A 22,672-nucleotide genomic window follows, 5' to 3' on the forward strand; every position below is an offset into this window, starting at 1 on the left:
GAGCGCGCCCAGGGCCCGCAGGGCCGCGTACGTCACCCCTTCGACGGCTCCCCGGAGGGGTCCCCAACCGGGTCGGACGACCCTTCCGCGGAGGGTCGAAAGCCCTGGTAAGTACGGCCTTCCTTGCTGGCGAGAGCGATTTTTCGGGCGTACTTTCGACTGCGTGAGGGGGTCCGCGGGGGCGGGCTCCGGAGGGGGAGCGAGGGGTCTGGGAACCCGGCTCCGGAGAAGGGAGAACGGCCGCCGATGGCGATCATCGACAACGAAGCCACGCTGCACGAGGCCCACCGGGACAACCACACCCACCGCGACGTCAACGGCGGCTGGCTGCGGCCCGCGGTGTTCGGCGCGATGGACGGGCTCGTGTCCAACCTGGCGCTGATGACGGGTGTCGCGGGCGGTTCGGTGTCGCAGCAGACCCTTGTCATCACCGGACTCGCCGGGCTCGCGGCCGGCGCGTTCTCCATGGCCGCCGGCGAGTACACCTCCGTCGCCTCCCAACGCGAGCTGGTCCAGGCCGAGTTGGACATCGAGCGGCGGGAGCTGCGCAAACACCCGAAGGACGAGGAGCAGGAGCTCGCCGAGCTGTACGTGTCGCGCGGCGTCGAGCCGGGGCTCGCCCGCGAGGTCGCGCGGCAGCTGTCCCACGACCCCGAGCAGGCCCTGGAGATCCACGCCCGCGAGGAGCTGGGCATCGACCCCGGCGACCTGCCCTCGCCGGTGGTGGCCGCGGCCTCGTCGTTCGGTGCGTTCGCGCTCGGCGCGCTGCTTCCCGTACTGCCGTATCTGCTCGGTGCCAACGCGCTGTGGCCGGCCGTGGTGCTCGCGCTGCTCGGGCTCTTCGCCTGCGGTGCGGTGGTGGCCCGGGTGACCGCGCGGTCCTGGTGGTTCAGCGGTCTGCGGCAGCTCGCGCTCGGTGGTGCGGCGGCCGGTGTGACGTACGTCCTGGGCACACTCTTCGGAACCGCTCTAGGATGAGCATACGAAGGTCTATGCAGAGGGCTGCATAACCAATCATTACTCGGCGGTTTCGGTTACGTGATCGCTGGGCATGAGCCGTAAGCGCTCGGGCAACGAAGCCTCTGCGTCATCGGATCCGCATTCCCTTCGGTCTCGGGTCCACGGTCGTTGATCTGTCCGGATCGACCCCCAATTCACCGCATGAGCCAGCTCGGTGGTGTCCGCATGATGGAACGAAGTATCCGGTTTTCGAGAAGGCCGCCATCATGTAATCTGCACGAAATTTTGCGCACCGCGAGGGCCAACGTCGTCCCTCGGCACATGCACACACTGCACATTTGCCTCGACGACGACGGGAGTGCCGATGCGTTCCGACGCCTGGTCGCCCATGGACGGTCGCCCCGCCCCCCAGGGGATGTACGACCCCCGTAACGAACACGACGCCTGTGGTGTCGGGTTCGTGGCCACCCTCACTGGTGTTGCCAGCCATGAGCTGGTAGAGCAGGCGCTCACCGTTCTGCGCAACCTGGAGCACCGCGGCGCCACCGGCTCCGAGCCCGACTCGGGTGACGGCGCCGGCATCCTGCTGCAGGTACCGGACGCCTTCCTGCGCGAGGCCGCCGGCTTCGAGCTGCCGGAGGCGGGCGCGTACGCCGTCGGTATCGCCTTCCTGCCGACCGAGGGCACGGACGAGACCGCCGCGCGCATCGAGGCCATCGCCGCCGAAGAGGGCCTGAACGTCCTCGGCTGGCGTGACGTGCCGGTCGCGCCCGAGCTGCTCGGCGCCTCCGCCCGCTCCACGATGCCGGTCTTCCGGCAGATCTTCGTGGGTGACGGCAGCAGCACGGACATCGCGCTCGACCGCAAGGCCTTCGTCCTGCGCAAGCGTGCCGAGCGCGAGGCCGCGACGTACTTCCCGTCGCTGTCCGCCCGCACGATCGTCTACAAGGGCATGCTGACCACCGGCCAGCTGGAGCCCTTCTTCCCGGACCTGTCCGACCGCCGCCTCGGCTCGGCCGTCGCGCTCGTGCACTCCCGTTTCTCCACGAACACCTTCCCGTCGTGGCCGCTCGCGCACCCGTACCGCTTCGTCGCGCACAACGGTGAGATCAACACCGTCAAGGGCAACCGCAACTGGATGCGGGCCCGCGAGTCGCAGCTCGTGTCCGACCTCTTCGGTAACGAGAAGCTGGACCGGATCTTCCCCGTCTGCACCCCGGACGCCTCCGACTCCGCGTCCTTCGACGAGGTCCTGGAGCTCCTGCACCTGGGCGGCCGTTCGCTGCCGCACTCCGTCCTGATGATGATCCCCGAGGCCTGGGAGAACCACGCCTCGATGGCCCCGGCCCGGCGCGCCTTCTACCAGTTCCACTCCACGATGATGGAGCCCTGGGACGGCCCGGCCTGTGTCACCTTCACCGACGGCACCCAGGTCGGCGCGGTCCTCGACCGCAACGGTCTGCGCCCCGGCCGCTACTGGGTCACCGACGACGGCCTCGTCGTCCTCGGCTCCGAGGTCGGCGTCCTCGACATCGACCCGTCGAAGGTCGTCCGCAAGGGCCGCCTGCAGCCCGGCAAGATGTTCCTCGTCGACACCGCCGAGCACCGCATCGTCGAGGACGACGAGATCAAGGCCGCCCTCGCCGCCGAGCAGCCGTACCAGGAGTGGCTGGAGGCCGGCGAGATCGAGCTCTCCGACCTGCCCGAGCGCGAGCACATCGTGCACACCCACGCCTCGGTCACCCGCCGCCAGCAGACCTTCGGCTACACCGAGGAGGAGCTGCGCGTCCTGCTCACGCCGATGGCCAAGGCCGGCGCGGAGCCGATCGGCTCGATGGGTACGGACACCCCGATCGCGGCCCTGTCCGAGCGCCCCCGGCTGATCTTCGACTACTTCACGCAGCTGTTCGCGCAGGTCACCAACCCGCCGCTCGACGCCATCCGCGAAGAGCTGGTCACCTCGCTGCACTCCTCGCTCGGCCCGCAGGGCAACCTCCTTGAGCCCACTGCGGCTTCCTGCAGGAGCGTCACCCTGCCCTTCCCGGTGATCGACAACGACGAGCTGGCCAAGCTCATCCACATCAACGCCGACGGCGACATGCCCGGCATGAAGGCCGTGACGCTCTCCGGCCTGTACCGGGTCTCCGGCGGCGGCGACTCCCTCGCCGCCCGCATCGAGGAGATCTGCGGCGAGGCCGACGCGGCCATCGAGGGCGGCGCCCGCCTGATCGTGCTCTCCGACCGCCACTCGGACGCCGAGCACGCCCCGATCCCGTCGCTGCTGCTCACCGCCGCCGTCCACCACCACCTCATCCGTACGAAGCAGCGCACCCAGGTCGGCCTGCTCGTCGAGGCCGGTGACGTCCGCGAGGTCCACCACGTCGCCCTGCTCATCGGCTACGGCGCCGCCGCCGTGAACCCGTACCTGGCGATGGAGTCCGTCGAGGACCTGGTCCGTGCCGGTACGTTCCTCCCCGGCATCGAGGCCGAGCAGGCCATCCGGAACCTGATCTACGCCCTCGGCAAGGGCGTCCTCAAGGTCATGTCGAAGATGGGCATCTCCACCGTCGCCTCGTACCGCGGCGCGCAGGTCTTCGAGGGTGTCGGTCTCGACCAGGCCTTCGTCGACAAGTACTTCAACGGCACCACCACCAAGATCGGCGGCGTCGGCATCGACGTGGTCGCCGGCGAGGTCGCCGCCCGCCACGCCAAGGCCTACCCCGCCTCCGGCGTCCCCTCCGCGCACCGCGCCCTGGAGATAGGCGGCGAGTACCAGTGGCGCCGCGAGGGCGAGCCGCACCTGTTCGACCCGGAGACGGTGTTCCGCCTCCAGCACTCCACGCGGCAGCGCAAGTACGACGTGTTCAAGCAGTACACGGACCGCGTCAACGAGCAGTCCGAGCGCCTGATGACGCTGCGCGGCCTGTTCGGCTTCAAGTCGGACCGGGAAGCGATCTCCATCGACGAGGTCGAGCCCGCCTCCGAGATCGTCAAGCGCTTCTCCACCGGCGCCATGTCGTACGGCTCGATCTCCCGCGAGGCGCACGAGACCCTCGCCATCGCCATGAACCAGCTGGGCGGCAAGTCCAACACCGGTGAGGGCGGCGAGGACCCGGAGCGCCTGTACGACCCGGCGCGGCGGTCGTCCATCAAGCAGGTCGCCTCCGGCCGCTTCGGTGTGACCTCGGAGTACCTGGTCAACGCCGACGACATCCAGATCAAGATGGCCCAGGGCGCCAAGCCCGGCGAGGGCGGCCAGCTGCCCGGCCACAAGGTCTACCCGTGGGTCGCCAAGACGCGGCACTCGACGCCCGGCGTGGGGCTCATCTCCCCGCCGCCGCACCACGACATCTACTCCATCGAGGACCTGGCTCAGCTGATCCACGACCTCAAGAACGCCAACCCCTCGGCCCGCATCCACGTGAAGCTGGTCTCCGAGGTCGGCGTCGGCACGGTCGCCGCGGGTGTCTCCAAGGCGCACGCGGACGTGGTCCTGATCTCCGGCCACGACGGCGGTACGGGCGCCTCGCCGCTGACCTCGCTGAAGCACGCGGGCGGTCCCTGGGAGCTGGGCCTCGCCGAGACCCAGCAGACGCTGCTGCTCAACGGACTGCGCGACCGCATCGTCGTGCAGACCGACGGCCAGCTGAAGACCGGCCGTGACGTGATCATCGCCGCGCTGCTCGGCGCCGAGGAGTTCGGTTTCGCGACCGCGCCGCTCGTCGTCTCCGGCTGCGTCATGATGCGCGTCTGCCACCTGGACACCTGCCCGGTCGGCATCGCCACCCAGAACCCGACCCTGCGGGACCGGTTCTCCGGCAAGGCCGAGTACGTCGTGAACTTCTTCGAGTTCATCGCCGAGGAGGTCCGCGAACTCCTCGCCGAGCTTGGCTTCCGCTCCATCGAGGAGGCCGTCGGCCACGCCGAACTCCTCGACACCGAGCGGGCCGTGAACCACTGGAAGGCCCAGGGCCTCGACCTGGACCCGCTGTTCCACGTGCCCGAGCTGCCCTCGGGCGCCGTACGGCACCAGCTGGTCGAGCAGGACCACGGCCTGGAGAAGGCGCTCGACAACGAGCTGATCAAGCTCTCCGCCGACGCCCTCGCCGCGAACAGCGCGCAGGAGGCCCAGGCCGTCCGCGCCCAGGTCGCGATCCGCAACATCAACCGCACGGTCGGCACCATGCTCGGCCACGAGGTGACGAAGAAGTTCGGCGGCGCGGGCCTGCCCGACGACACCGTCGACATCACCTTCACCGGCTCCGCGGGCCAGTCCTTCGGCGCGTTCGTGCCGCGCGGTGTGACGCTGCGCCTGGAGGGCGACGCCAACGACTACGTCGGCAAGGGACTCTCCGGCGGCCGCCTCGTGGTCCGCCCGGACCGCGGCGCCGACCACCTCGCCGAGTACTCGACCATCGCCGGCAACACCATCGGCTACGGCGCGACCGGCGGCGAGATCTACCTCCGCGGCCGGGTCGGCGAGCGCTTCTGCGTCCGCAACTCCGGCGCCACGGTCGTCTCCGAGGGCGTGGGCGACCACGGCTGCGAGTACATGACCGGAGGCCAGGCGGTCGTCCTCGGCGAGACCGGCCGCAACTTCGCGGCGGGCATGTCCGGCGGTGTCGCGTACGTCATCGACCTGGACACCGACAACGTCAACTCCGGTAACGCCGCGGCCGTCGAGGCCCTGGACGACACCGACAAGCAGTGGCTGCACGAGGTCGTGCGCCGCCACCAGGAGGAGACCGGCTCCACGGTCGCCGAGAAGCTGCTCGCCGAGTGGTCCACCTCGGTGGAACGCTTCAGCAAGATCATCCCCAGTACGTACAAGGCAGTGCTCGCCGCCAAGGACGCCGCCGAGCTGGCCGGGCTCCCCGAGTCCGAGACCCACGAGAAGATGATGGAGGCGGCGATCAATGGCTGACCCGAAGGGCTTCCTCAACCACGGCCGCGAGGTCGCCGAGACCCGCCCCACCGAGGAGCGGGTGCGCGACTGGAACGAGGTCTACGTTCCCGGCTCGCTGCTCCCGATCATCTCCAAGCAGGCCTCGCGCTGCATGGACTGCGGCATCCCGTTCTGCCACAACGGCTGCCCGCTCGGGAACCTGATCCCCGAGTGGAACGACTACGCGTACCGCGAGGACTGGTCGGCGGCGCAGGAGCGTCTGCACGCCACCAACAACTTCCCGGAGTTCACGGGCCGCCTCTGCCCGGCGCCCTGTGAGTCGGCGTGCGTCCTCGGCATCAACCAGCCGGCCGTGACCATCAAGAACGTCGAGGTCTCGATCATCGACCAGGCGTGGGACCGCGGCGATGTCGCGCCGCAGGCCCCGGAGCGCCTGTCCGGCAAGACGGTCGCGGTCATCGGCTCGGGCCCGGCGGGCCTCGCGGCCGCCCAGCAGCTCACGCGGGCCGGTCACACCGTCGCCGTCTACGAGCGCGCGGACCGTATCGGCGGCCTGCTCCGCTACGGCATCCCCGAGTTCAAGATGGAGAAGCGGCACATCAACCGCCGTATCGAGCAGATGCGCGCGGAGGGCACCAAGTTCCGCACCGAGATCGAGATCGGCCGCGACATCGACGCCGCGAAGCTCCGCAAGCGGTACGACGCCGTCGTGATCGCCGCGGGCGCCACGGTCTCCCGCGATCTCCCGGTCCCCGGCCGCGAGTTGAACGGCATCCACTTCGCGATGGAGTACCTGCCGCTCGCCAACAAGGTGCAGGAGGGCGACTACGTCGCGCCCCCGATCACCGCCGAGGGCAAGCACGTCGTCGTGATCGGCGGCGGCGACACCGGCGCGGACTGCGTCGGTACGGCCCACCGCCAGGGCGCGGCCTCCGTCACGCAGCTGGAGATCATGCCCAAGCCGGGCGAGGAGCGGAACGAGGGCCAGCCCTGGCCGACGTTCCCGATGCTCTACAAGGTCACCTCCGCGCACGAGGAGGGCGGCGAGCGGGTCTACTCCGTCTCCACCACCCACTTCGAGGGCGACGAGGACGGCAACGTCCAGTTCCTGCACCTCGTCGAGGTGGAGTTCAAGGACGGCAAGCCGGCGCAGAAGCCCGGCACCGAGCGGAAGATCCCGGCGCAGCTGGTCACCCTCGCCATGGGCTTCACCGGCACCGACCAGGAGAACGGCCTCGTCTCGCAGTTCGGCCTGGAGCTCGACGCCCGCGGCAACGTGGCCCGCGACGCCGACTTCCAGACCAACGTCCCCGGCGTGTACGTCGCCGGTGACGCCGGCCGCGGCCAGTCCCTCATCGTCTGGGCCATCGCCGAGGGCCGCTCCGCCGCCCACGGCGTGGACCGCTTCCTCACCGGGGCGTCGGACCTCCCCGCCCCCATCCGGCCCACGGACCGCGCCCTCACGGTGTAGTTCGTACGGCCCCACCGACGCTCCGTACAACGGCGTACGGACCTGACGCAGCGCCTGCCCGACTGTCCCCGACCGGACGCCAGGGCGGGCGCTGCGGCATGTCCGCCCCCTGTCATTGCGGCCTCCGCAACGGCGTGAGCGCATGTTGCAGACCCCGCAATGAGAGTCACGGTTCGGCCGCGTATCCGGATGGGTCTAGACCGCTTGGATCCCGCGTGGCGAGAATCACTCACTACGGGGGTCGTTCACCGGGACCTCCGTTTGGACCGCCATCCAGGAGGCGCCGGTATGAAGCGACGTGTCATCGCGGCGGGGATCGCCCTGACGCTCGGCCTGACCGCGACGGCATGCGGCGAGGGGTCGGGCGGGGAAAACTCCGCCACCGACGGCAAGGGCAAGACCCTCACCGTATGGATCATGGAGGGCACGAACCCTGACGCGCGGCCCTTCTTCAAGGAGGCCGCGGCGGCGTTCAAGAAGAAGACCGGCGCAAACATCAAGGTCGAGTACCAGCAGTGGGCCACCGCCCAGAAGAAGTTCACGACCGCGATCGAGGGCGGCGCCGGCCAGGTCCCGGACGTCGCCGAGGTCGGCACCACCTGGGTGCCGCAGTTCGCCGAGACCGGCGCCCTCGTCGACGTCACCGACAAGGTCGAGGAGTCCGGGCTCAGCGACGACCTGGTCGAGGGCCTGAAGGACGCGGGCACGCTCGACGGCAAGCAGTACGGCATGCCCTGGTACGCGGGCGTCCGCTCGGTCGTGTACCGCAAGGACCTGTTCGAGAAGCACAAGATCAAGCCGCCGACGAACTGGAAGGAACTCACCGCCGCCGCGAAGACGCTCAAGGAGAAGGAGCCCGACAAGGTCGCCTTCCCCGTCGCGGGCGGCGCCGAGATGTTCGCGACCGCGTTCATCTGGGGCGCGGGCGGCGAACTCGCCACCGAGAAGGACGGCAAGTGGAAGTCGGCGATCAACTCGCCGAAGTCCGTCGAGGGCATCGCGTACTACACCGGCCTCGCCACCAAGGAGAAGCTGTCCCCGGCCAAGGTGAACACCTGGACCGAGAAGGAGGTCGGCGACGCCTGGAACAAGGGCCAGATCTCGATGTCCATCGGCGGCAACTGGACCCCGAAGGCCATCATCGAGGCCAACCCCGACCTCAAGGGCAAGCTCGCCGCGATCCCCATCCCCGGCCAGGACGGCGGCATGAGCCGGTCCTTCCTCGGCGGCTCCTACCTCTCCACCTTCAACACCGAGAACAAGGACTTGGCCTGGGAGTTCGTGAAGCTCCTGACCACCGGCAAGTTCGCCGCCAAGTGGGCCGAGCAGACCAACTACTTCCCCGGCCAGAACTCCGAGCTGGAGAAGGTCGCCGCGAAGAATGACCCGCTGGTCGAGCCGTTCGCGAAGCAGATGCTGGAGGCCGGCGCGACCGTCCCCAAGACCAAGGCGTACGGCGAGATCCAGGCCTCGCAGGTCATCCCCCGCATGATCCAGTCGATCCTGAGCGGCAAGGCGAGCGTCCAGGAGGCCGCCGACAAGGCCGCCAAGGACATGGACGCGATCTTCGCCAAGGACGAGTGAGGACGGCTCGTAGGTGACGACGGTAAAGAACAAGCACAGCAAGACGCCCACCGGCGGAGGCGGCGCACCGGAGGCCGGGGACACCCGGCCCGCAGGCCGCCCCGCCCCCGCCCCCGCGCACCCCACCCCCGACACGGCCGCGCTCCGCCGCCGCCGGCGCATCGAACTCACCCGCCCCTGGCTGCTGTTGGCGCCCGCCCTGCTCGTCCTGGCCGGGCTGCTGCTCTGGCCGCTGATCCAGGTCGGCAAGCTGTCCCTGCAGGACTACGAGGTGAAGTTCGGCGGCGGCGTCGGCACCTTCACCGGCCTCGACCACTACGCCGACCTGCTCACCAGCGGACTGCTGTGGAAGACGGTGCTGCCCAACACCGTGTTCTTCGCGGTCGCCTGTGTCGGCCTGACCATCGCCCTCGGCACGCTCGTCGCGCTGCTCCTCAACCGGCTCGGCACCACCTGGCGGCTGATCTGCTCGGTGGCGATCCTCGCCGCCTGGGCGATGCCCGCCGTCACCGGCACCTACGTCTGGATCTGGCTGTTCCAGCCGCAGGACGGGCTGTTCTCCCAGCTCGCGGGCGCCATCGGCCTGATCGACCCGGCGACCACCAACTGGTTCACCGAACGCCTGCCGTTCTACGCCATCGCCACCCTCAACGTGGTCCACCACGGCTTCCCGTTCGTCGCCATCACCGTCCTCGCCGGGCTCCTCACCATCCCCAAGGAGCTGTACGAGGCGGGCATGCTGGACGGCGCCAACGCCTGGCAGCGGTTCTGGAAGATCACCGTGCCGACCATCAAGCCGGTCTTCCTCGTCGTCACGATCCTGTCGACCATCTGGGACTTCAAGGTCTTCACGCAGATCTTCCTGATGCCGGGCGGCAACGGCTCCAACCCGGACGTCTACAACCTCGGCGTCTTCTCGTACATCGAGGCCTTCGCCAAGAACGACTACGGGATGGGCTCGGCGGCCGCCGTCCTGCTCACGCTGCTGCTGCTGGCCATCACCGTCGTCTACATCCGGACGCTGTTCCGGCAGGGGGAGGAGGAGCTGTGAGCAGCCTGCAGAGCCATCCCAAGGGTGCGGCCGACTCGGCCGTGCGCCGTCTCGGGCTCGGCGCCGCCGTCGCCGCGCTCCTCGTCTTCACCCTCTTCCCCGTCTACTGGATGGTCTCCACCGCGTTCGACCCGAAGGCCCTCACCCGCGGCTCCGACCTGCTGCCCAGTGGGGTCACCTTCGACCACTTCCAACTGGTCTTCGAGCGCGGCAACTTCGGTACGTACCTGCTGAACTCGGTGATCGTCGGCGGCGCCACCATCCTCGCCGCCGCGCTGCTCTCGCTGTTCGCGGCGATCGCGGTGGCCCGGTTCAGGTTCCGCTTCCGGACCTCCGTACTGATCATGATCCTGATCGTGCAGATGGTGCCGCTCGAAGCCCTGGTCATCCCGCTCTTCATCCAGATGCGGGACTACGACATGCTCAACTCGCTGCTCGGCCTGAGCGTCGTCTACATCGCGCTTTCGCTGCCGTTCGCGATCTGGACGCTGCGCGGATTCGTGGCGACCGTGCCGAAGGAGGTCGAGGAGGCCGCGTACATCGACGGGGCGTCCTGGCCGCGGATGTTCTGGTCGGTGCTGCTGCCGCTGGTCGCGCCCGGTCTCGTGGCCACGTCGATCTTCGCGTTCATCACCGCGTGGAACGAGTTCGTGTTCGCGTACACCTTCATGAAGGGCAGCGACAAGTACACGGCAGCCGTGGGCATTTACCAGTTCTTCGGCGAGAACTCGACGGCCTGGGGTCCGGTGATGGCCAGCTCCATGCTGGTCACGGTGCCCGTGATGATCTTCTTCGTCGTGGTCCACCGCAAGCTCGGCTCCGGGCTCGCGGCGGGGGCGGTCAAGGGCTGAGCCGCCTGTCGCCGTGCGGGCCCCCGTTTCGCGGCGGGGGCCCGCTTCCGTAACCTCGACGGGCCGGAGCAGGGCCGTCTTTGCTGACAGGAGTCGCCGCATGTCGTCCGCCATCTCGCTGCGCAAGGTCGAGGAGACGGCCCCCGCCCTCGTCGACCTCTACAAGCGCGCCGGCGTCAGCCTCGCCAAGCACGGCCTGGACTCGGCGCGGGCGGCGGTGTACCTGGTCCTCGACTACTCCGGCTCGATGCGCCCGTACTACAAGGACGGCACCGTGCAGGCGCTCGCCGAGCGGGTCCTCGGGCTCTCCGCGCACCTGGACGACGACGGGCGGGTGCCGACGGTGGTCTTCTCCACCGACATCGACGCCGTCGACGCGATCGCCCTCGACGCCCACGAGGGCAGCGTCGAGCGGATCGTGTCCCGGCTCGGGCACATGGGCAAGACCAGCTACCACCTGGCCATGGACGCGGTCATCGACCACTACCTCGACAGCGGTGCGAAGGACCCCGCCCTGGTCGTCTTCCAGACCGACGGCGGGCCGATCAGCCGCCCGGCCGCCGAGCGCTGGCTCTGCAAGGCGGCGAAGCTCCCGCTGTTCTGGCAGTTCATCGGCTTCGGCGACCCGGACAGCAAGCAGTTCGACTTCCTGCGCAAGCTCGACGAGCTGCCCGTGCCGGGGCGGCGGGTCGTGGACAACGCGGGGTTCTTCCACGCGGGGGCCGATCCGTGCTCGGTTCCGGACGCGGTGCTGTACGACCGGCTGGTCGGGGAGTTTCCGTCCTGGCTGCGGGCGGCGCGGGGCGTGGGGATCGTGCCCGCTTAGCGGCGGCTCCCTCTCCCTCGACGACGACGACGAGAGCGAGGGTGAGGGTGAGGGCGAGGGTGAGGGTGAGGGGGAGAGTGAGGGCATGCGGCGAAGGCGTGTTAGGGTGGCGGGGTTGCAGTTTTGGTACCCATGAACTTTATGTGCGCCTGACGGGAATGAACCTCAGGCGCATTTCTGTTTTCCGGCCGTTCCGGTTTCTATTCCGGCCGCTCCGGACGGGGCTCAACGCGCGACAGGAGGCTCGCACCCGGCGGGCTTCCGATCTGCCCCCATCAAGGAGATAAACATGGCCACCGGAACCGTGAAGTGGTTCAACTCGGAAAAGGGCTTCGGCTTCATCGAGCAGGACGGCGGCGGCGCCGACGTCTTCGCCCACTACTCCAACATCGCGACCCAGGGCTTCCGTGAGCTGCACGAGGGCCAGAAGGTCACCTTCGACGTCACGCAGGGCCAGAAGGGCCCGCAGGCGGAGAACATCCTCCCGGCCTGACGCCAGGGGGACTCGCATCCCGTGACCGGGGCCCGCACCGATCGGTGCGGGCCCCGTTCGCTGCCGTCCTCAGGTCGAGGGCGCAACGCTCCAGGAGGGCATCATCGGCACGACCAGCTCCGCACGTCCCGCCCGCGGCACCAGGAACGGCGGCAACGGTACGAGGAACGGCGGCAACACCAACCGGCGCAGGGCGGCCACGCCCCGCCGCACCGTGCCCCCGCAGGGCGAGTTCGCCGTACCGGAGTCGATCACGCCCGCACTGCCCGCCGTGACCTCCTTCGCGGAGCTCGACCTGCCCGAGGCGCTGCTCGGCACCCTCACCGCCCAGGGCGTCACCGAGCCCTTCCCGATCCAGGCCGCGACGCTGCCCAACTCGCTCGCCGGCCGTGACCTGCTCGGCCGCGGCCGCACCGGCTCCGGCAAGACCCTCGCCTTCGGCCTCGCCCTGCTCGCCCGCACCGCGGGCCGCCGCGCCGAACCCAAGGCGCCGCTCGCCCTGGTCCTCGTACCGACGCGCGAGCTCGCCCAGCAGGTCACCGACGCCCTCACCCCGTACGCCGACGCGCTGCGGATACGCCTCACGACCGTCGTCGGGGGGCTCTCCATCGGGCGGCAGGCCGGGGCGCTGCGGCGCGGCGCCGAAGTCGTCGTGGCCACACCCGGACGCCTCAAGGACCTCATCGACCGCGGCGACTGCACGCTCGGCGACGTGTCGGTCACCGTCCTCGACGAGGCCGACCAGATGGCCGACATGGGCTTCATGCCGCAGGTCACGGCCCTGTTGAAGCAGGTCGAGCCGGACGGTCAGCGGCTGCTTTTCTCCGCGACGCTCGACAAGAACATCGACCGGCTCGTGCGGATGTTCCTCAGCGACCCCGTGGTGCACTCCGTCGACCCGTCCGCGGGCGCGGTCGTCACCATGGACCACCACGTGCTGCACGTCGCCGACGAGACCGACAAGAAGGCCGTCGCCCTGCGGATCGCCGCCCGTGACGGCCGCGTGATCCTCTTCGTCGACACCAAGCGCGCCGCCGACCGCTTCGCGAAGCGGCTCCTCGGCCAGGGCGTGCCCGCGGCCGCGCTGCACGGCGGGCGCTCGCAGTCGCAGCGCAACCGCACCCTGGAGCAGTTCAAGACCGGCGTCGTCACCGCGCTCGTCGCCACCAACGTCGCCGCGCGCGGCATCCACGTCGACGACCTGGACCTGGTCGTGAACGTGGACCCGCCGACGGACCACAAGGACTATCTGCACCGCGGCGGCCGCACGGCCCGCGCGGGCGCCTCCGGCAGCGTCGTCACGCTCGTCCTGCCCGAGGAGAAGCGCGAGATGAGCCGCCTGATGTCGGTCGCCGGCATCGACGCGGCCACCACCCGCATCCGCTCCACGGACGAGGAGCTGGTACGGATCACGGGCGCGCGCGAGCCGTCGGGCGTGCCGGTGACCCTGCCGGCGCCGGAGCCGCAGCAGCAGCCCGCCCGGTCCTCGGGCGCGCGGTCGTCGGGTTCATCGGGTTCTTCCGGTTCGTCGCGGTCGCGCTCCGGGTCGCGGTCCCGTTCCCGGTCGGGTTCCGGGGGCGGCGGACGCGGCGCGCGTACGGGCAACGGCTCCGCGACCACAGGCGGCTCGGGCACGCGGGGCACGGGCACCGGCGGTTCGGCCGCCCGGGGCGGGGGCGCCGGTGGCGCGTCCGGCGCCAAGCCCGGTGGCGCGCGCCGCAGTTCGGGTGGCGGCCGAGGCCGCAGGCCCCAGGGCGGCACCGGCCGCCGCACGGCCGCCTGACCTTCGGCTGATCCCCGGCACGGGGCCTTGCGGGCGCGGGGCCCCGTACAGCCGAGGCCCCCATACAGCCGAGGCCCCCGTACACCCAGGCCCCCGTACGCCCGAGCCCCGTACGCCCAAGACGGCCCCTACGTGTCGCACTCCAGCACCGTCCCGCACAGCCCGCAGCGCGCGCGGACCCTGCCCCGGACCGGGACGCGGTTGCGCTGCTCGCAGGTGGGGCACGGGAAGGTGACGCGGAGCGGGGGGCCCGGGTCGAAGCGGTAGCGGGCGGCGCCGGAGGGTGAGGTCGTGGCGTGGCGGCGGGCCTTGGCGTAGTGGTGCCGGCCCGCCCAGCCGGCCGCGGTCAGCGGGGGCTGCCGGGTGTCCTGCCGGGCGAGCTCGTGGCCCTTCGCGTACGCCGTGTACGCCTGCGGGCTGGTGAACCAGATCGCCGGGTCCTCGTCGAAGACCGCCGCCCGCTTGGCCAGGACGTACCCGAACTCCTCCGGGGTGAGATAGCCGAGCTTCTGCGACGACGTGCCGTCCTCGCGGAAGGCGTCCAGGAGCAGCCAGCCCGCGCCGAGGTAGGCCGTGGCGGTGTCGGTGAGGATCTCGTTGCCGCGAGTGCCGGGGAAGGCGAGGTCGATGCGGTGCAGGTAGACGTGCATGACCTCGTGGGCGAGGGCCGCGCCGATGTCCCTGCGGTGCGTGCGGAAGCGGTCGTTCAGCTCGATGAAGTACTCGGGCCCCGCGGCCAGTTCGACGTTCGCGGCGTGTTCCATCGTACGGAAACTCACGATCATCCGGGCGTCCGGCAGCCGCAGGTGCTGCACCATCGCGCGGGCCACCCGCTGCACACCCAGGTGCAGGTCGTCCTGGTCGGAGAAGGCCACGTCCGCCGGGGCCACGCTGCTGTCGAACGTGCGCAGCGCCTCGGGGGTGAGTCGGCGGTACAGGGCGTTGATCGCCGCCCGCACGGTGTCCAGGTGCGGGAATCCGTGCTCGACGGGGCGTCCGTCACTGCCGTACGTCACACCCGCACCCGCCCTCAGCCGTCGGTCAAGGTACTTCCACTGTACGGGGGTTCGTCACGAAACGTGATGTTCCTCCTGACCTGAAACTGGCCCTTGCCCCTGCGCCGTGCGGCCCTCAATAATCCGACACACGCACTTGGCATGCCCATGCCGATCACCTTCGGCCGGGTGGCGCCTCGCGCGTGCAACCCCCCACGAAAGGAAGACAGTTGAAGAACCCCTTTGGTTCATTCAAGAGAGCTGCCGCTCTGGGCGCCGTCACCCTCGCCGCCGTCAGCCTGCAGCCCCTGTCCTCGGCCCAGGCGTACACCGACAACGGCGGCGGCCCCTCCACCCGCGTCGTCGGCGGCACCAAGGCCGAACAGGGCGAATTCCCGTTCATGGTGCGGCTTTCCATGGGCTGCGGCGGTTCCATGTACGCCGAGGACATCGTCCTGACCGCCGCGCACTGTGTCGACGGCTCGGGTGAGAACACGTCCATCACCGCCACCGGCGGCGTCGTGGACCTGGAGTCCCCGGACGCGGTCACCGCGAAGTCCACCAAGGTCCTGCAGGCCCCGGGCTACGACGGCAACGGCAAGGACTGGGCGCTGATCAAGCTGGACAAGCCGCTCGGCATCCCCACCCTGAAGACGGCCGACTCGGACGCCTACAACAAGGGCGACTTCACCATCGCCGGCTGGGGCGCCGACAAGGAGGGCGGCAGCCAGCAGCAGCACCTGCTGAAGGCCACCGTCCCGTTCGTCGACGACGCCACCTGCAAGAAGGCGTACTCGAACCTCATCGAGGCCGAGGAGATGTGCGCGGGCTTCATCGACGAGGGCGGCGTCGACACCTGCCAGGGCGACTCGGGCGGCCCGATGTTCCGCAAGGACGACTCCGACCAGTGGATCCAGGTCGGCATCGTCAGCTGGGGCGAGGGCTGCGCGCGTCCCGGCAAGCCCGGTGTCTACACCGAGGTGTCGCACTTCAACGCGGACATAGCGAAGGCGGCCGCGGAGCTCTGAGCCGCCCGGCGGTTTCCTGAACCGCACGTCCCCTGGCCCGCACGGCGGTGGGCCGGGGGACGTGTGCGTGCGCCCGGCGCCCGGCGCCCGGCGGCGGGCTGCGGGCCGCGGGCTGAGGGCTGAGGTCTGAGGGCTGAGGGGGGGAGGGCTGGGGGGGAGGGGGAGGGTTCATCCCGACCGCCGCACCGGTTTGTCCAACCACTCCCGCCCCTTTGTCCATGGGCCGCCCACCCCCGCCTCCCGCATCGTGACGCCCACATGACACCGTCCCGAGGAGGCGTGCAGTGCGCGCACAGACCGATGGACCGACCCGCCGCAGCGTCGTCGCCGCCACCGCGGCCGCAGGCGCAGGACTCGCACTCGGCGTCCAGCTCCCGGCCGCAGCCGCCCCCACGGCCAAGGGCGAGGCCCTGCTCCGCTCCGGCACCCTCGACGTGCGCGTCGACACCAGCTTCCCGCGCATCGTCGACTACACCCACCGCCCCTCCGGAGCCGTCCTGCACGGCGCGGCCGACCCCGTCGCCACGCTCCTCGTCGACGGCGCCGAGCACACCCCGACGGTCACGTCGAAGTCCCGCGCCGACCGCATCACGTACACCCTCGCCCTGACCGGCGGCACCGAGATCGACGCCGAGATCCGGGTCGAAGGGGACCAGGTGCACTGGCGGATCACGCGGATCGCCGACACCGCAGCCCTGCGCGTCGGCACCCTGGACCTGCCCGACCTGGCCCTGCTCACGGTGCGCAGCGACCAGCCGGGCGCCGCGCTGCTCGCCGCGCGCATCGAGCTCGACAAGGCGAAGAGCGGCGACACCCTCGTCCGGGTCACCCCGGACACACCGGCCGAGGCCGCGAAGGGCTGCGCGTACGCCGTCGTCGCGCACGACCGGCTCGGCGGCGCCGTCGAGACCAACACCGTGTACGACAAGCCCAGTTCGGCGGACGGCACCACCTGGGACAACGGCCGGCTGCGGCGCAGCACCGTACGGAAGGACGGCCACGTCGAGGCGCGGCTCGCCCTCGGCCAGTTCACCCACCGAGCCGCCACCGCGCCCGTCGACGCCACCGAGCCCCTCCCGTACGCCACCGTCGTCGTCACCGGCGACCGCAACGGCGACGAGCTGGTCGACTGGCAGGACGCGGCGATCGCGTTCCGGGACGTGATGGTGATGCCGCTCGGCGCCGACGACCAGCACCTGCGCGTGGTCCCGCACATCCCGTTCAACTTCGCCTCGCAGGCCACCAACCCGTTCCTGCTGACCCTCGACCACGTCAAGCGGATCTCCCTGGCCACCGACGGGCTGCGCCAGTACACCCTCCTCAAGGGCTACCAGTCCGAGGGCCACGACTCCGCGCACCCCGACTACGCGGGCAACCACAACAAGCGCGCGGGCGGCCTCGCCGACCTCAACACCCTGGTCAGGGAAGGGAAGAAGTGGGGCAGCGACTTCGGTGTGCACGTCAACGCCACCGAGTCGTACCCGGTCGCGAACGCCTTCTCCGAGACCCTCGTCGACAAGACGGACGAACAGTGGGACTGGCTCGACCAGAGCTACCGCATCGACCCCCGCCGTGACCTCGTCTCCGGCGACATCGTGGGGCGCTTCGCCGACCTGCGCGCCGAGACGGACGACGCCCTCAACACCCTCTACATCGACGTGTTCCGCGAGTCCGGCTGGAACTCCGACCGCCTCCAGCGCGCCCTGCGCGAACAGGGCTGGCATGTGACGACGGAGTGGGGCCACGGCCTGGAGCGCTCCTCGGTCTGGTCGCACTGGGCGACGGAGACCGACTACGGCCCCGACACCTCCCGCGGCATCAACTCGCAGCTCATCCGCTTCATCCGCAACGACCACAAGGACGTCTTCGCCGACAAGTGGCCCACCCTCCTCGGCATCCCGCGCACCGGCAACTTCGAGGGCTGGGTCGGCAAGACGGACTGGGCCGTGTTCTACGACCAGATCTGGACGGACTCGCTGCCCGCCAAGTACCTCCAGGCCCACCCGATCAGAACCTGGACCGAGCACGAGATCACGTTCTTCGGCGACCCGGCGACGAAGGTCTCCGACGCGAGCGGCAAGCGCGTCATCACCACCGACGGCCGCACCGTCTACGAGGACGGCCGCTACCTGCTCCCCTGGGAGCCCAGAGAGGCCCTGAACCCGCCGAAGCTCTACCACTACGCGCCGAAGTCCGGCACCAGCACCTGGCAGCTCCCGAGCGGCTGGGCGGACGCCTCGAAGCTGGCGCTGTACCGGCTCACCGACCAGGGCCGTGTGTACGAGGGCACGGTGCGCGTCGCCCGCGGCGGCAAGGTGACGTTGCGGGCCGAGGCGGAGCAGCCGTACGTCCTCTACCGCGAGAAGGTCCCGGCGCCCGCCGACCCCGACTGGGGCCAGGCCACCCCGCTGCACGACCCGGGCTTCAACTCCGGCTCCCTGGACGGCTGGACGGTGTCCGGTCCGGCGTCCGTGGAGCTGAGCGGGCTCGGCGACCACGAGCTGGTGGTCGGCGCGGGCGCCGCGGCCGCCGTGGGCCAGCGCCTCACCCGCCTCGCCCCCGGTACGTACGCGGCGTCCGTGCAGGTCGAGGTCGGCGCGAAGGCGGGGGAGCGGCGCCGGGCGGCCCTGGAGGTGCGCACCGCGGACGGGGTACGGGCGGAGAACTTCACGCACACCTCCACCGCCGGGAACTACGTCGCCGCCGACCGCAAGCACGGCACCCGCTTCCAGCGCCTGTTCACGTACTTCACGGTCCCCGAGGGCGGCGGCCCGGTGGAGCTCACCCTCCGCGCGGAGCGGGGCTCCGCCCGGGTCCGCTTCGACAACGTACGCGTCGTCCCGGCGCGGCGCACCGCTGTCCCCGAAGGCGCCCTGGTCTTCGAGGACTTCGAGCACGTGCCGCAGGGCTGGGGCCCCTTCGTCAAGGGCGACGCGGGCGGCGCCACCGACCCGCGCACCCACATCGCCCAGCGGCACGCCCCGTACACCCAGCGCGGCTGGAACGGCAAGGCGATCGACGACGTCATCGACGGCTCGGAGTCCCTGAAGTCCCGCGGCGAGAACAAGGGCCTCGTCTACCGCACGGTCCCGCACACGGTCCGCTTCACGGCGGGCCGCAGGTACCGGGTGGCGTTCCGGTACGAGAACGAGAAGGCGGGCCAGTACGCGTGGATCACGGCGGTGGACGAGCCGGGCGCACGGGAGCTGTCCCGCGAGCCGCTGGCGGTGGCCACCGAACCGACGGTCCAGGCCTACGAGTTCACGGCCCCGGCGGACGGGGAGGCGTGGGTCGGCCTGCGGAAGGTGGGGGAGGACGGGAAGGCGGAGTTCGTGATGGACGGGTTCGAGGTGCGGGAGGTCTAGGGGGAGACGTCCCCAACCTCACAGGGCAGTACACCTGGCGCCGTCGCAAGCGGGGAATCAGCCCGCCGCAGGCGCCCGCACCCGCACCGAAGCCCCCGCCCCGGCCCCCTCCACCTCAAGCACCCACACCTCGTTCGCCCCCTCCCGGAGCACGGGCCCGGGCACGTACAACGAATGCTGCGGCCCGACCGCCCAGTACCGCCCCAGGCAGAACCCGTTCACCCACACGAACCCCCGGGTGAACGCGGGAAGTTCGAGCAGCGCGTCGCCCGCGCCCGCGACGGAGAGCGTGCCCCGGTACAGACCGGGGGCGCCCTCCGGGGTGCGGGAGACCAGCCCCCGCACCCGATCCGCGTCGTCGAACGCGTCGAGCCGCAACCCCGCCGCCCGTACCCCGTGCAGAAACTGCCGCTCGTGCAGCACACCCCCGGTGAGGCCCTTCGGCTCGCCAAGCCGTGGCCCGTAGTTGACGCGCCCCAGGGACTCCACGACCAGCTCCACGCGCGCCGGCCCGGCGACCGGCTCGGGCAGTACCGGGCAGTCCTCGGTGAGCACCCCGGCCCGTACCCCGTCCACGTACACCACCGCCCGGTCCCTGAGGCCCGGCACCCGCAGCGGGTACGGCTGCCGGGGGCCGGGCACGTCGACCCGGTAGCGGACCAGGCCGCGGTCCACGTCCACGTCCTCGAAGGCGGGCGCGGACCCGCAGGCCCGTTCCGGCCCGCCGAGCGTGTCCACGACCTCCCCAAGCGGGGTCCACGCATCGAGGCCGGCTTCCGTCGTCGTGCCCAACTCCCGTGGCGCAGGCGGAAGTTCGGGCAGCGGCCCGTCCGTGTACCCGGCCAGCACCTCGCGGAACGCCCAGAACTTCGGCGTGGCCCGGCCGGACTGGTCGACGGGCGCGTCGTAGTCGTACGACGTCACGTCCGGGTGCAGCGGGCCGTCGTGCAGCTCGCCGCCCCGGTTCGCGCCCGCCCACGCCGCGAAGCTGGTGCCGCCGTGCGCCATGTACAGGTTCACCGACGCCCCCGCCTCCAGGATCTCCCGCAGCGCGCCCGCCGCGTCCGCCGGATCCCGTACGACGTGCTCCGTACCCCAGTGGTCGAACCAGCCGCACCAGAACTCCATGCACATCAGCGGCCCCTTCGGCTGATGCCTGCGCAGTGTCGCGAAGCCCTCCCGGGCCTGCGAACCGAAGTTGACCGTCGCAAGGACCCCCGGCACGGAACCGCCCGTCAGCATGTGGTCCTCCGGCCCGTCGGAGGTGAACAGCGGAACCCGTACGCCCAACTCCTTGAGCGTCGCCGCCAGTCGGCGCAGATACTCCTGGTCCGAGCCGTACGAGCCGTACTCGTTCTCCACCTGCACCATGATCACCGGGCCGCCCCGGTCGAGCTGCCGCTCCACCACCTGCGGCAGCAGCACCCCGAACCAGTCCTCCACCCGCGTCACGAACTCCGCGTCCCGCGTCCGGATCCGCCCGCCGAGCGGCCCGGTCAGCCAGTGCGGCAGGCCGCCGTTCTCCCACTCGGCGCAGATGTACGGGCCCGGCCGCACGATCGCCCACAGGCCCGCCTGCGCCACCGCGTCCAGGAACCGGCCGAGCGCCGCCATGTCCCGGTACTCGCCCGGCCGCGGCTCGTGCAGATTCCACGGGACGTACGTCTCCACACAGTTGAGGCCCATCGCCCGCAGCATCGCGAGCCGGTGTCCCCACTGCGCCTCGTGCACCCGGAAGTAGTGCAGCGCACCCGACAGCAGCCGCACCGGCCGCCCGTCCAGCTCGAAGTCCTCGTCCCCCACCACAAACTCGCCCACCGGGCCCGCCTTTCCGTCGCGCACAGTGCGTTCTACTCTCGGGCTCTGGCGGCGGGCCGGTCCATGGACAAAGATCAGCCCTGATTGGACGCAAGGCGGCAACGAGGCGACACCAGGCGGCAACAAGGCGGGCGCAGGCGGCAACATCGCGGCCACAAGCAGCCACAAGCAGCGACAAGCGACAAGCGACAAGCGGCAACAAACGGCCACAAGGCGGCCACGAGCGGCCACAAGGCGGCCACGAGCGGCCACAAGGCGGCCACGAGCGGCCACAAGGCGCATCCGCCGGCCGGGGCGAAAGGGGCAACGGGGTATGTATCACACGTGGATGCGGTACTTCACGCCCAGCCCCGTCCACCACCGCCTCGGCCTCGTCTGCCTCGGCGTCGGACTCCAGCACGGCACCCTGCCCACCGTCGGCCCCCGCACCCTCGACCACCACGTCGCCATCGTCATCAGCTCCGGCAGCGGCTGGTTCCAGGGCCCCGACGGCCGCCGCACCCCCGTTACCGCCCCCACCCTCCTCTGGATCATCCCCGGCGTCCCGCACCACTACGGCGCCGACCCGCACACCGGCTGGGACGAGTCCTTCGTCGACTTCACCGGCCCCGCCACCGCTACGTACACCGAACTCGGCTACATCGAACCCGAGCGTCCCGTGATCCCCCTGTCCGACGCCGCCGCCCCGCGAGCCGCCGTCGGCCGCATCGCCCGCGCCGCCCGCCGCGGCAACCCGCTCCTTGAGGTCGAGACCGGCGCCGCCGTCCACGAACTCCTCGTCGCCCTGCGCCGCGCCCGCGCCGACATCGCCCCCGACGGCGACCCCGTCCTGCAGGCCCTCGCCCGCGACGCCTTCCAGCCGCTCTCCGTCGCCGAGCACGCCGCCCGGCACGGCATGACGCCCGCCGAGCTGCGCACCGCCGTCCGCCGCGGCGCCGGCTGCAGCCCCAAGGACTACCTGCTCGGCATCCGCCTCGGCCGCGCCAAGGAACTCCTCGCCGCCACCGAACTCCCCGTCGCCGCCGTCGCCCGCCGCGTCGGCTACGACGACCCCGCCTACTTCTCCCGCCTGTTCACCCGCCGCGTCGGCGTCGCCCCCGTCCGCTTCCGGCAGCAGCAGGGCCGCGCCGTACCGGGTGGCTGGTCCCAGCAGATACCCGACCCGGACGACCCGCCCATGCTCCACCCGGCAACGTAGGCTCTTGCCCCATGAGCTCCATCACGAACAGCGACAACGGTCAGCCCGGCGAGGGCGTCGACGAACAGGTCAGCGCCGAACTGGCCCGCCTGCGCGAGAGCATCGACAACATCGACGCCGCGGTCGTCCACATGCTCGCGGAACGCTTCAAGTGCACCCAGCAGGTCGGCCACCTCAAGGCCCAACACCAGCTCCCGCCCGCCGACCCGAACCGCGAGGCCGAACAGATCGCCCGCCTGCGCGCGTTGGCGGAGAGCGCGAAGCTGGACCCGGCGTTCGCGGAGAAGCTGCTCAACTTCATCATCGCGGAGGTCATCCGCCACCACGAGACGATCGCCAGGTC

Annotated in this window: 15 protein-coding genes; 13 read left to right on the forward strand and 2 right to left on the reverse strand. The window is 70.8% G+C overall.

All coding sequences use genetic code 11. The annotated features are described in order from the left end of the window. The first annotated feature begins 246 nt into the window (after nucleotides 1–246). The 9 genes from QIS99_RS26820 (at nucleotide 247) to QIS99_RS26860 (ending at nucleotide 13,925) form a co-directional block, all read left to right on the forward strand. Entirely contained in the window at nucleotides 247–978 is a 732-nt protein-coding gene (locus QIS99_RS26820) for a VIT1/CCC1 transporter family protein (protein ID WP_282516239.1), read from the forward strand. 346 nt (nucleotides 979–1,324) lie between these two features. Further along, nucleotides 1,325–5,884, forward strand: coding sequence for a glutamate synthase large subunit (gene gltB, locus QIS99_RS26825; protein ID WP_282516240.1), 4,560 nt, complete (start codon nucleotides 1,325–1,327; stop codon nucleotides 5,882–5,884). Beyond that, nucleotides 5,877–7,337, forward strand: coding sequence for a glutamate synthase subunit beta (locus tag QIS99_RS26830; protein WP_282516241.1), 1,461 nt, complete (start codon nucleotides 5,877–5,879; stop codon nucleotides 7,335–7,337). Before gltB ends, QIS99_RS26830 begins: the two co-directional genes overlap by 8 nt. 288 nt (nucleotides 7,338–7,625) lie before the next feature. After that, nucleotides 7,626–8,921 carry a sugar ABC transporter substrate-binding protein gene (locus QIS99_RS26835; RefSeq protein ID WP_282516242.1) on the forward strand — a complete coding sequence of 432 codons (1,296 nt, stop codon included), beginning with the start codon at nucleotides 7,626–7,628 and terminating at the stop codon, nucleotides 8,919–8,921. Between the two features lie 13 nt (nucleotides 8,922–8,934). Next, nucleotides 8,935–9,972, forward strand: a complete 1,038-nt coding sequence (locus tag QIS99_RS26840; RefSeq protein WP_282516243.1) for a carbohydrate ABC transporter permease — start codon at nucleotides 8,935–8,937, stop codon at nucleotides 9,970–9,972. After that, nucleotides 9,969–10,823 (forward strand): carbohydrate ABC transporter permease, encoded by an 855-nt coding sequence (locus QIS99_RS26845; protein WP_408909641.1) that lies wholly within the window; start codon nucleotides 9,969–9,971, stop codon nucleotides 10,821–10,823. Before QIS99_RS26840 ends, QIS99_RS26845 begins: the two co-directional genes overlap by 4 nt. A 100-nt stretch (nucleotides 10,824–10,923) precedes the next feature. After that, nucleotides 10,924–11,649, forward strand: coding sequence for a vWA domain-containing protein (locus tag QIS99_RS26850; RefSeq protein ID WP_282516244.1), 726 nt, complete (start codon nucleotides 10,924–10,926; stop codon nucleotides 11,647–11,649). 289 nt (nucleotides 11,650–11,938) lie between these two features. Next, nucleotides 11,939–12,142 carry a cold-shock protein gene (locus tag QIS99_RS26855; RefSeq protein WP_282516245.1) on the forward strand — a complete coding sequence of 68 codons (204 nt, stop codon included), beginning with the start codon at nucleotides 11,939–11,941 and terminating at the stop codon, nucleotides 12,140–12,142. Between the two features lie 100 nt (nucleotides 12,143–12,242). After that, complete coding sequence (locus QIS99_RS26860; protein ID WP_408909643.1) at nucleotides 12,243–13,925, forward strand: DEAD/DEAH box helicase; 1,683 nt, start codon at nucleotides 12,243–12,245, stop codon at nucleotides 13,923–13,925. Between the two features lie 128 nt (nucleotides 13,926–14,053). Here QIS99_RS26860 and QIS99_RS26865 read toward each other — a convergent pair whose 3' ends face one another. After that, the gene (locus tag QIS99_RS26865) at nucleotides 14,054–14,941 is read right to left on the reverse strand and encodes a hypothetical protein (RefSeq protein ID WP_282516247.1); all 888 of its coding nucleotides are present in this window, start codon (nucleotides 14,939–14,941) and stop codon (nucleotides 14,054–14,056) included. 209 nt (nucleotides 14,942–15,150) lie between these two features. Between QIS99_RS26865 and QIS99_RS26870 the strand changes: the two genes are divergently transcribed. Together QIS99_RS26870 and QIS99_RS26875 are read left to right on the forward strand one after the other, a co-directional pair. Further along, nucleotides 15,151–15,948 (forward strand): S1 family peptidase, encoded by a 798-nt coding sequence (locus QIS99_RS26870; RefSeq protein ID WP_282516248.1) that lies wholly within the window; start codon nucleotides 15,151–15,153, stop codon nucleotides 15,946–15,948. A gap of 284 nt (nucleotides 15,949–16,232) precedes the next feature. Then, complete coding sequence (locus tag QIS99_RS26875; protein ID WP_282516249.1) at nucleotides 16,233–19,313, forward strand: endo-alpha-N-acetylgalactosaminidase family protein; 3,081 nt, start codon at nucleotides 16,233–16,235, stop codon at nucleotides 19,311–19,313. A gap of 57 nt (nucleotides 19,314–19,370) precedes the next feature. Here the strand turns inward: QIS99_RS26875 and QIS99_RS26880 are convergent, their stop codons facing one another. Next, nucleotides 19,371–21,131, reverse strand: a complete 1,761-nt coding sequence (locus QIS99_RS26880) for a glycoside hydrolase family 35 protein (protein WP_282516250.1) — start codon at nucleotides 21,129–21,131, stop codon at nucleotides 19,371–19,373. A 313-nt stretch (nucleotides 21,132–21,444) separates the two neighbouring features. Between QIS99_RS26880 and QIS99_RS26885 the strand changes: the two genes are divergently transcribed. Both QIS99_RS26885 and QIS99_RS26890 read left to right on the forward strand, forming a co-directional pair. Beyond that, on the forward strand, nucleotides 21,445–22,329 hold the full coding sequence (locus QIS99_RS26885) for a helix-turn-helix domain-containing protein (protein WP_282516251.1): 885 nt from the start codon (nucleotides 21,445–21,447) through the stop codon (nucleotides 22,327–22,329). 11 nt (nucleotides 22,330–22,340) lie between these two features. After that, the coding region (locus tag QIS99_RS26890; RefSeq protein ID WP_282516252.1) for a chorismate mutase at nucleotides 22,341–22,672 on the forward strand (332 nt) is incomplete at its 3' end.

Origin of the sequence: Streptomyces solicavernae, from assembly GCF_029968095.1 — a bacterium.
Classification (GTDB): domain Bacteria; phylum Actinomycetota; class Actinomycetes; order Streptomycetales; family Streptomycetaceae; genus Streptomyces; species Streptomyces solicavernae.